This is a genomic window from Mesorhizobium sp. M7A.F.Ca.US.006.04.2.1 (genome assembly GCF_004022915.1).
Lineage (GTDB): Bacteria > Pseudomonadota > Alphaproteobacteria > Rhizobiales > Rhizobiaceae > Mesorhizobium > Mesorhizobium ciceri.
On sequence record NZ_RZQA01000242.1, the window covers coordinates 1 to 7,579 of the forward strand.

Sequence of the window (7,579 nt, forward strand, 5' to 3'; positions counted from 1 at the left end):
GGGCCGTCGACGACGACATCGGGGGACGATGCCTGTCGGCCGGTTTCGCCCGCGGGCGCCGAGTCCGCTCCGAGTTCGACCGCCGGTGCATCGCCCTGCGGGCCGACATCCGGCACCGCCGGCAGGAACTCGGATTCGATTTCGGTGATTTTCGCCTGGATTGCCTTGCGGCGCTTGATGGCGACCTCAACGGTCACACCGGGATTGGCCTGGAGCGCGCGATCAAGCGCGGCAAAAGCCGAGCGATAGACCCTCTCGCGGAACGCGCGGTCCTCGGCATTGCCTTTCTCCAAGGCGTTCCGGATCGCTTTTTCGATCGCGTCCAAGCGGGTCCCTCTGTCTTTGCCTACCTTGCCGTGATCGTTAGCCGCAGGCGACCAATCAATCAACGGGCGAGCGGCGCATTCTGCCTCGCAGAGGTATGCAAAGTCCATTCCGGCGCTGTTCCGGCAACAAAATCAGCATGTTTCACCGATTTTCACGCGCGGAGAGCGCACGTACCGTGCGCCGCATCCCTTGGCGATTGATTGGCGGACAAGGCGGCGGCCGGCTTTCGAGGGTGCCATGACGCCGCCGCAGGAATTGCCAAGTCGCATCTTGAATTCGCGCCCGGTTGCGTCTATCACCGCCGCATCTTGGAGGCGTTGGCTTCCCGGGCCGCTTTAGCTCAGTTGGTAGAGCACCGCATTCGTAATGCGGGGGTCGCGTGTTCGAGTCACGCAAGCGGCACCAAAAATCTCCAACAAACAGAATAGCTTGCGCTGGTTCAGCCTCGTCGAAACTTATTTGGGTTTTGTCCCAAATAAGGAAAGTCGCCGAGTTATTGACACTAGGCCTATATCTGTTCACATAGCGCGGTTCCAGCTCTCTCCCGCAGGCAAGTCCTGTGAAACCCGCTGACAACGCGCCGACCGACCCGGTTGACGTGTTCGTGCGGGGTTGTCCCGTGGACATTTACTAGGAGACGAGACAATGAAATCTATAACCAACGAAGAATGCCGCGACATGGTTCTCGGGATGGCTTTTCATCAAGCCATACTGGCCATTGATCGAAGGGCTAGATACGAGGCTGGCCTTAAGGGCAATTCCCTGACGCAGATGATCCTACGCTACGGAGGGTTGGAAGCTGCAAAGCGTTTGCTGCAACCTTCATCTCAATTCCGTATCCATGCCGGACTAGTCGATCTCTGGACACTCGGGCGGGTTGATCTGTCGGTCGAAGCGTTGGCCGTCCAGTCGCCTCACAGGCCGTTGTTTGCGTCGGAGCTGCTGCTTGAGGCTGAGCGGCGTCTCAAGCAGTGCGATTATACCTTCCTTACACCGGCCTAGGCGGCCAAAGCCGCCGCCTGTAGCGCGACAAGCATGCGCGCCGCCCCAAGTGTCTGGGCGGCGCGCTAAAAGCCTGCAAGGGCCGCTAATTCCGTTATCACGTGCCGTAGACCGGGATTCAATTCATCAAGGTCCTTCTTCGTTGTGTTGTAGAACCTATGATGGGCAGCAGCGTCCCCGATGGTCTTCACCTTTTCGATGGTCCCCGGCGTTGTCCGGGACAGACGAATGTACTGGTTGGATTTTGCGATTCCGATGATCTCACCGAAGCCCTTTATGTCGTCTTTCGCATCAAGGATCTGAGCGAGGTGGCCCGCTTTGACGAAGGCCTCCACGAGAAGCAACTCAACCATGCGCCGACACATCACCGCTGAGCCGTTGTAAAACCCTCGATCATAGCAACCGTTCGCTTCGCGTCTTATTTGTTCCAAGTGGCGACGGCCCCCCAGGGGGATCTCGTTGGAGATGATACTGTCGCCAACTTTGGCAGTTCGGGGGTCAAGGAAGTCTGCGTATTTTTCAGCAAATGTGCGGTCACTTGACGCTTTGATGCGATGGGTACCAGCGCCAAGCTTCGCCCCCGCAACCACATTTGAATTGCTTCGCAGCTTCGCGCCAAGCCGAGATGCGTTGATGCTTGGCCTCAGTCGATTGTCGGTGAGTACCTTTGCAATTTGAGTAACGGTGACACCCTTTTCGTGTTCAGGATCGCGTGTCAGGAACCACACGACCGCGATGGCTTCATCAAGTTCCGTTAGTTTCTGTTCGGACAGATACGCCGCGAAATCAGCTAGCTGCTGTGTCATTCAACAGCCACTTTTCGTAATCGATGTGCGCGCGCGTGGTAAGGCGGAATGTCACCGGCTTGGTGTTTGGCGTCGCTATGTAGTCGTTCTTCGCGGCTGTCACGGCCCTGGAGGCAGCAGGCGCATCTATCTTCACGCCCAAAATATCAAGTGCTCGGAGCATATTCCCTGAAGTGAGCGGCGTTTCTCCAGCGTACCAAGAAATAAACTTTACTTGTTGTGTCTTAGAAGCCGATCCCAATATAACTTTGGACCTGAATTGCTCGAAACGAGCGTCCTCGCGTATGGCGTTGACCAGCGCCAACTCATCGAACGCATTTTCATTTTTCGACTTATCATTTGATCGCGACTTGCGAGGACTGCGATTTGACTTCTTGGTCTTTTCCCCTCCCGCATTGGACGTCGCAGCTTCGGGAGCACCTTGGGACTCATTCCTCGGTTTTGGATCATTGCCTGTGAAGGCGGCGATTAACGCCTCAAATGCGGTCTGCTGCACAACTTCAGAGGTAAAAGAGTTTACCGCCTTGGCGATTTCCGGCATCCGTTCGAGTAGCGAGTCGAGCTCTGTTTCAGCCATTTTCCCCTCCCAATATTGTTGGAAGGGCGAACTGTCAGCCGAGTCGAAGATTTATGCAAGTTGACGAGTCGCTTTACCGCCGCTCTTTCATGCCCGTGATCATATTGCTGAAGTAGTCATCCGACGGAGCGGCTCGGCGTTTCCCGCGGAATGCCTTGCCCTCGTCGCTGTCGAGGAAGTTCTCGACCAGCGTCTCTACCGTATTCAGATGGCCGCCGCTGTTGGCGATGACCACGCCGCCGCCAAACTCATATGAATCGTCAACGTCGAACGTTGTCTGCTTCGACAGCACAGCGATCGCGCCCTCGATCAGCCCTTCGGGGATGCCTGCCGCCTCGCAGGTGCTCAGCAGTGTGGCGTTGATCTTATCCTCCTTTCGCCCCTGCTTCTCGCGCCCAATGTCCGCCTCGTATTTGGCGGTCAGCGCTGCTTGTTGTTGCTCGAGCCGCAGCACTTCTTGTTCGAAAGGCAGGCGCACTTCCATCCAGTAGAAATCGTCAAGCCTGTAGTTGCCCCTGGTGTTGCCCTTGGGCATGGGATTGTACCAATCGCGATGGCTTTCCGGCACCTCCGCGATGTCCTTCACAAATAGAGGGGCGGCGAAACTGCCGTCCTCAAGAAACAGTGCGTTCTTGTCCATGGTCATGCCTCCCTTGCGTGTGCAGCGGCTGATTCCTCAAGCACCGCCTTGTTGCTGGCCGCCTGCATTGCAGCGGGTGTGTTGACAGCGTCTCGAACTATCTTGACGAACAGCCGCCCCGACTTGTCCACGGCTTCAAGAGCCCTTTTCAAACGGCTAAGACGAGCATAGTCGGCCGAGTGGAAACGCTCGCGGTAGTGATGGCGCATCGCATCCTGCTGCGTCTCGGTCAGGCCGGTAAGCAGCGGCTGGCCCCGCAACACCGCACCGATGATTGCTTCGTTGTTCTCTGCCTTTGCCTTCGCGATAGCTGCGGTCCTGTGCTTGGGCGGCATGTTGCCGAGGCGTGCCCTGATTTCAGCCTCCATGGACAGCGCGATACTGTCCTTTGGCGGCGGTGGAGTGCCGGTGCGCTTCTCAATGTTGGCGATTTCCGTGATGGCCCTCGTCCGCGCGGCGTCCAGCAGCGTTGCGACACGTGAGCCCGACTTCTCAGCGGCACCCGCCACGCGCAGAAGGTTGGCTTCGAATGTCATCGTCTTGTCAGCATGCGCTGCCGCTTCATAGGCGGCGAGACTATGCGCTTGCTCTCTCGCCAGCTTCACAGCGTTCGACAACCCGGAAATTACAGGGTCCGCGATAGGCGCACCTGTCAGCCTGTCCGTCTCGGCAATCCGATCAATGATACGTTCATCAAGGTCAATGGGAACATGCAGTGCCATGGTTCTTCTCCTTCAAAGTTTTCGATTTTCAATGACGAGCAGGGCGATGTTCATCCTCGCAACGGATGCGTCGAGGCCGATGAAGGCACCGGATTTTGTCTGCATCTGACGCGGTGCCAAGAGCACGTGGGCCACGCCGTCTTCAGTTCCCAGATAGCTGCCCTTCAGTCCGTTAACGGTCACAGGATCACCTGGCTGGAACGACGGACTTGCGGTAACGGTCAACCCGCTAGCACCCTTGAGGAGCCCAGTATTGCGACCATCACCAGATGGTCGGATAAGGCGGGCATCTTGCGTGCCGCCGGCATTGCCGATTAGCTCCAACACCACCCATTTGAGGCCGCTTTCAACGGTAACGATATCGCCAAGCTGAGCCATCAAACTTGTCCTGCCGTGGCTTGCCGCCACTCGGCTTCCGGGGAGACGTCGACACCGCGCATCATGTTGAAGGCGACGCGCCATCGGCACGCGAACTCGGTCGATCCGTCTTCGCGCCGCAATTGGACAAGGGGGCCGCGTTCGCCCTGGATCGCGAAATCCTCATAGGCGAGTTGATAGACATCGCCTTCGTCAAAGACGGGGGTCGTCGTCCAGCCAAGCTTGTCCACGGGGAACAGGTCGTAGATGATGTCGTCGCCGTATTTTGTCTCGATGGACCGAACGGCGAAGACGTATGTTCCGTCCTTCAGCCCGGCGATATCCTCAGTTTCGAACACGAAAATGATCACCCATTGGGTGCCGCTCGGGCTGTGGAAGAAATCGCCGGTGTAGACTTCCGGGCTCATATTCGCCTCGAATAGTCGATCTCGTGGAACGGTCGATCACGAGGATTGGGATCTGTAACCGATGGCCCGTAACCCCTGCCCAGGCACTTCTCCATGAGCATCTTCATCTCACTCGCATCGTTCTCCGACAGGCCCCCCACTCCAACCTCGCCCACCTTGTGATTCAGAAGCTTGAGGCGTTGCTGCTCGTCTGGGGTAAGCTTGCTGGTGTCGTACGTCTGCATGCCGTCGCGAGGGGGATCAACGCGGCTAAGGCCTAGCGTCTCGAAGATGCGCCGCAAGCTGTTCGCAACGGACTGGTAGGCCAAGAGAGCAGGAAGGCTAACAGTGCCATCACCAGCGAACTGTACTTCCCATTGTTCAAGAACGATTGTCGCGTTTGCGGCGCTCTTGACCAAAATATACTGCGACTGTGTGACGTTGCTTGGCCCGCCTAGGTCAGAGACGTGATTAGCAATTAGATCATGCAGCCGCCGCGCCCATTTGGAACGGCCATCGATCCCCGGCAGCAGTTCTTTGCCGTTGGTGACCCCGCTTCTGCCCTTGATCTTGCGCCGAACTGGATAGGAGGCGTCCACAGTGTACCCGTTATGTGTCTGCTATGTGCTTTTTCTTCAAGTCAAGCGGTAAAGCTAACAGTATATTAGCTGCTGTGATGCGTAAAGCTGAACCTTTACAGCGCGTTATGATGGCTTTTGTTTTAGCAATAAGGAAAATCGACTAGAAGAGCGGCCTTTAGAGACTGGCGTCGGAGGACGCTGGCGCTACGCATGCGGTGCGAAGCTGGGGCGCAAATAAATACGGCCCTCGCTCGGAATTCGTGATCTCCCGATATTTCCGGGAAAACGCGGGGCAATAGTCCCTCCAGTGCAAAAACACTGCAAAAGCTATATGTGTATATATAGGGTTTGCAGTGTTTTACGGCCGGAGGGACTATTGCCCTGCCTCCTGCCAATCCCGGCTAAACTCAAGCGCCCTTTGTCGATTGGATGCGTACACGGTACCGGGCGTCACGCCATGTATGAAGACCGGCACGGCTCCCAGTAGCTTCCTATAGTTCCCGTCGCCGCGCGTCTTGAAGTCATCGATTGTGTTGTCCACCGCTCGAACCGTCACTCCAAAACGCTGCGCCAGCCACTTCCGCTTCTGGATCGGAAGCACACCGCCAAGCTCGTCGTACCATTTCTTCAAACGGCTGCCGGGACCGCCACCACCGCCCCTTTCACCGGTCCGTCCGACGACATTCTTGTATGGCGCCAACTCATCAACGATGATGCCCGGCAGCGGGACTTCAGACAGGATACAGACGAACGCGCATTTCGCCGGCCTGAGCCACTGCGCTGACTGATTGATCAAGTCGTCATCATATCCCCGAAACACCAAGCGCAGCCTATCTATCGCCTGGACACTTTCTGCCTCGGTGAACTGCCGCCGTATTGCCTCCACCAATGGATCGATGTGCCGGACGGCATGGATGCCCTGCCTGTCCTCATAGCTCGACAGATCGTAGCCGACGAGCGCTTCGGTGTAGCTGCCCGGACACGACAGAGGTTCCAAACTGTCATAGGCAAGTGCCTTGGCGTAGCGCTCGGCCTCTAGCGCCCTCACCTGCATGCGCGCGGCTATCAGAATCCAGTCACGGTCCTTGTATTTGTCGATGCCCCGCAGATTGCCGAAGTAGATGACATCAACCCCCTCGGGAAGCATTCGCTGCAAGCCAAGCTCCAGCGATTCTTTGGTCGCGACGACCAGGCCGCGATTTCCATGGCGCTTCGCCATGTCGCGGGCCACGCTGGCTACTTCCTCGCGGTATTTGTCGGTGGAGATGTTTCCGATCTTGCCCATCGCACCGCTGTTGCCGGTCGTCTGGACGACATAGGCATTGCGCTCAGCTTCAATCGTCACGCCGGTTATGCCGGGGAAACTGTGCGCCATCAGACGCGCATCGCCCGTCGCGTCGAGCATCAGGACGGGCAAATCTTGCCGAAGCAATTTCACTTTTGGCCGGTGCTGGAGGAATACCAGTTTCGTCGTGTGTGCGGGAACCTTGTCAGTCGCCGCGACCGCCACTTCGGGCGCAAATGTGAAGGACCGCGTGCCACGGGTCCGGCCGGCCTTCATCTCGTTCTTGAGGTTTCGCAGCATGCGGATGGTAGTCGATTTGCTGCGCTCCTTTTTGAAGGCTGCAGCGTTTTTGGCTAATCGGGTGCTGTCGATGCCCGGATAAGCGACGTTGCTCCGCGCACCCTTGTCAGCTTCCTCCATGGCAACCTGTTCATCACGAAGCTGTTGCCATGTGATGCCCATACATATGAGCGTCTGGATCGGGTCGGCCTTCGGGTCTTCGGATAGCGCCGCATGGAGCCGCGTCAGATGCTCGCTGTGCAACATGTCGTCGAATGCAATGCCACCGCCCGTGCTGGTCAATTTGCTGAGCATGGATTCATCGATCACCAGCAGATCGGCCTTGCCGAATAGTTCCTGATCCAGCGTCAGCATGGCCATGTCGTGCGTCATGAAAACGATGTCGGCGCGTTCATCAGCCTGCGCGTAGTACCGGCACCCGTTTTCGTAGTGCTCGCATAGGTGCAGCGTCTTCGTTTCCTCATCGTATCGCTTGCAAAGCGAGCTCTGGATATACAACCCGGCACTGGCCGCAATCTCAACGTCACGTGGCTTGAGGCAGGGCGTGTTCTCTGGGTCTTTGGCCAGCCCATGCG

General features: G+C 57.3%; 9 protein-coding genes, 1 tRNA gene and 1 pseudogene. 2 read left to right on the forward strand and 9 right to left on the reverse strand.

Features of this window, described 5'->3' with window-relative positions; all coding sequences use genetic code 11:
- Window positions 1-326: pseudogene (locus EN925_RS15030) on the reverse strand (hypothetical protein); the annotation flags it as partial.
- A 330-nt stretch (window positions 327-656) separates the two neighbouring features.
- On the opposite strand from EN925_RS15030, the gene EN925_RS15035 reads away from it, so the two are divergent.
- A tRNA-Thr gene (locus EN925_RS15035) sits at window positions 657-732 on the forward strand.
- Window positions 733-972: 240 nt separating this feature from the next.
- The gene (locus EN925_RS15040; RefSeq protein ID WP_127368204.1) at window positions 973-1,329 is read left to right on the forward strand and encodes a hypothetical protein; all 357 of its coding nucleotides are present in this window, start codon (window positions 973-975) and stop codon (window positions 1,327-1,329) included.
- A gap of 65 nt (window positions 1,330-1,394) precedes the next feature.
- On the opposite strand, the gene EN925_RS15045 is transcribed toward EN925_RS15040, so the two are convergent.
- The 8 genes from EN925_RS15045 to EN925_RS39660 form a co-directional block, all read right to left on the reverse strand.
- Window positions 1,395-2,135: a DUF4145 domain-containing protein gene (locus EN925_RS15045; protein ID WP_127368203.1), complete on the reverse strand. Its 741-nt coding sequence runs from the start codon at window positions 2,133-2,135 to the stop codon at window positions 1,395-1,397.
- Window positions 2,116-2,712, reverse strand: a complete 597-nt coding sequence (locus EN925_RS15050; RefSeq protein ID WP_127368202.1) for a hypothetical protein — start codon at window positions 2,710-2,712, stop codon at window positions 2,116-2,118. Before EN925_RS15050 ends, EN925_RS15045 begins: the two co-directional genes overlap by 20 nt.
- 73 nt (window positions 2,713-2,785) lie before the next feature.
- Window positions 2,786-3,352 carry a hypothetical protein gene (locus EN925_RS15055; RefSeq protein ID WP_127368201.1) on the reverse strand — a complete coding sequence of 189 codons (567 nt, stop codon included), beginning with the start codon at window positions 3,350-3,352 and terminating at the stop codon, window positions 2,786-2,788.
- A gap of 2 nt (window positions 3,353-3,354) precedes the next feature.
- On the reverse strand, window positions 3,355-4,074 hold the full coding sequence (locus EN925_RS15060; RefSeq protein WP_127368200.1) for a hypothetical protein: 720 nt from the start codon (window positions 4,072-4,074) through the stop codon (window positions 3,355-3,357).
- 12 nt (window positions 4,075-4,086) lie between these two features.
- On the reverse strand, window positions 4,087-4,452 hold the full coding sequence (locus EN925_RS15065) for a hypothetical protein (protein ID WP_127368199.1): 366 nt from the start codon (window positions 4,450-4,452) through the stop codon (window positions 4,087-4,089).
- Window positions 4,452-4,859, reverse strand: coding sequence for a hypothetical protein (locus EN925_RS15070; RefSeq protein WP_127368198.1), 408 nt, complete (start codon window positions 4,857-4,859; stop codon window positions 4,452-4,454). Before EN925_RS15070 ends, EN925_RS15065 begins: the two co-directional genes overlap by 1 nt.
- A complete protein-coding gene (locus EN925_RS15075) occupies window positions 4,856-5,437 on the reverse strand; it encodes a hypothetical protein (protein ID WP_127368197.1) in 582 nt (193 codons plus the stop codon). Before EN925_RS15075 ends, EN925_RS15070 begins: the two co-directional genes overlap by 4 nt.
- 355 nt (window positions 5,438-5,792) lie before the next feature.
- Window positions 5,793-7,579, reverse strand: a 1,787-nt coding sequence (locus EN925_RS39660; RefSeq protein ID WP_164894219.1) for a hypothetical protein, incomplete at its 5' end; no start/stop codon positions are given.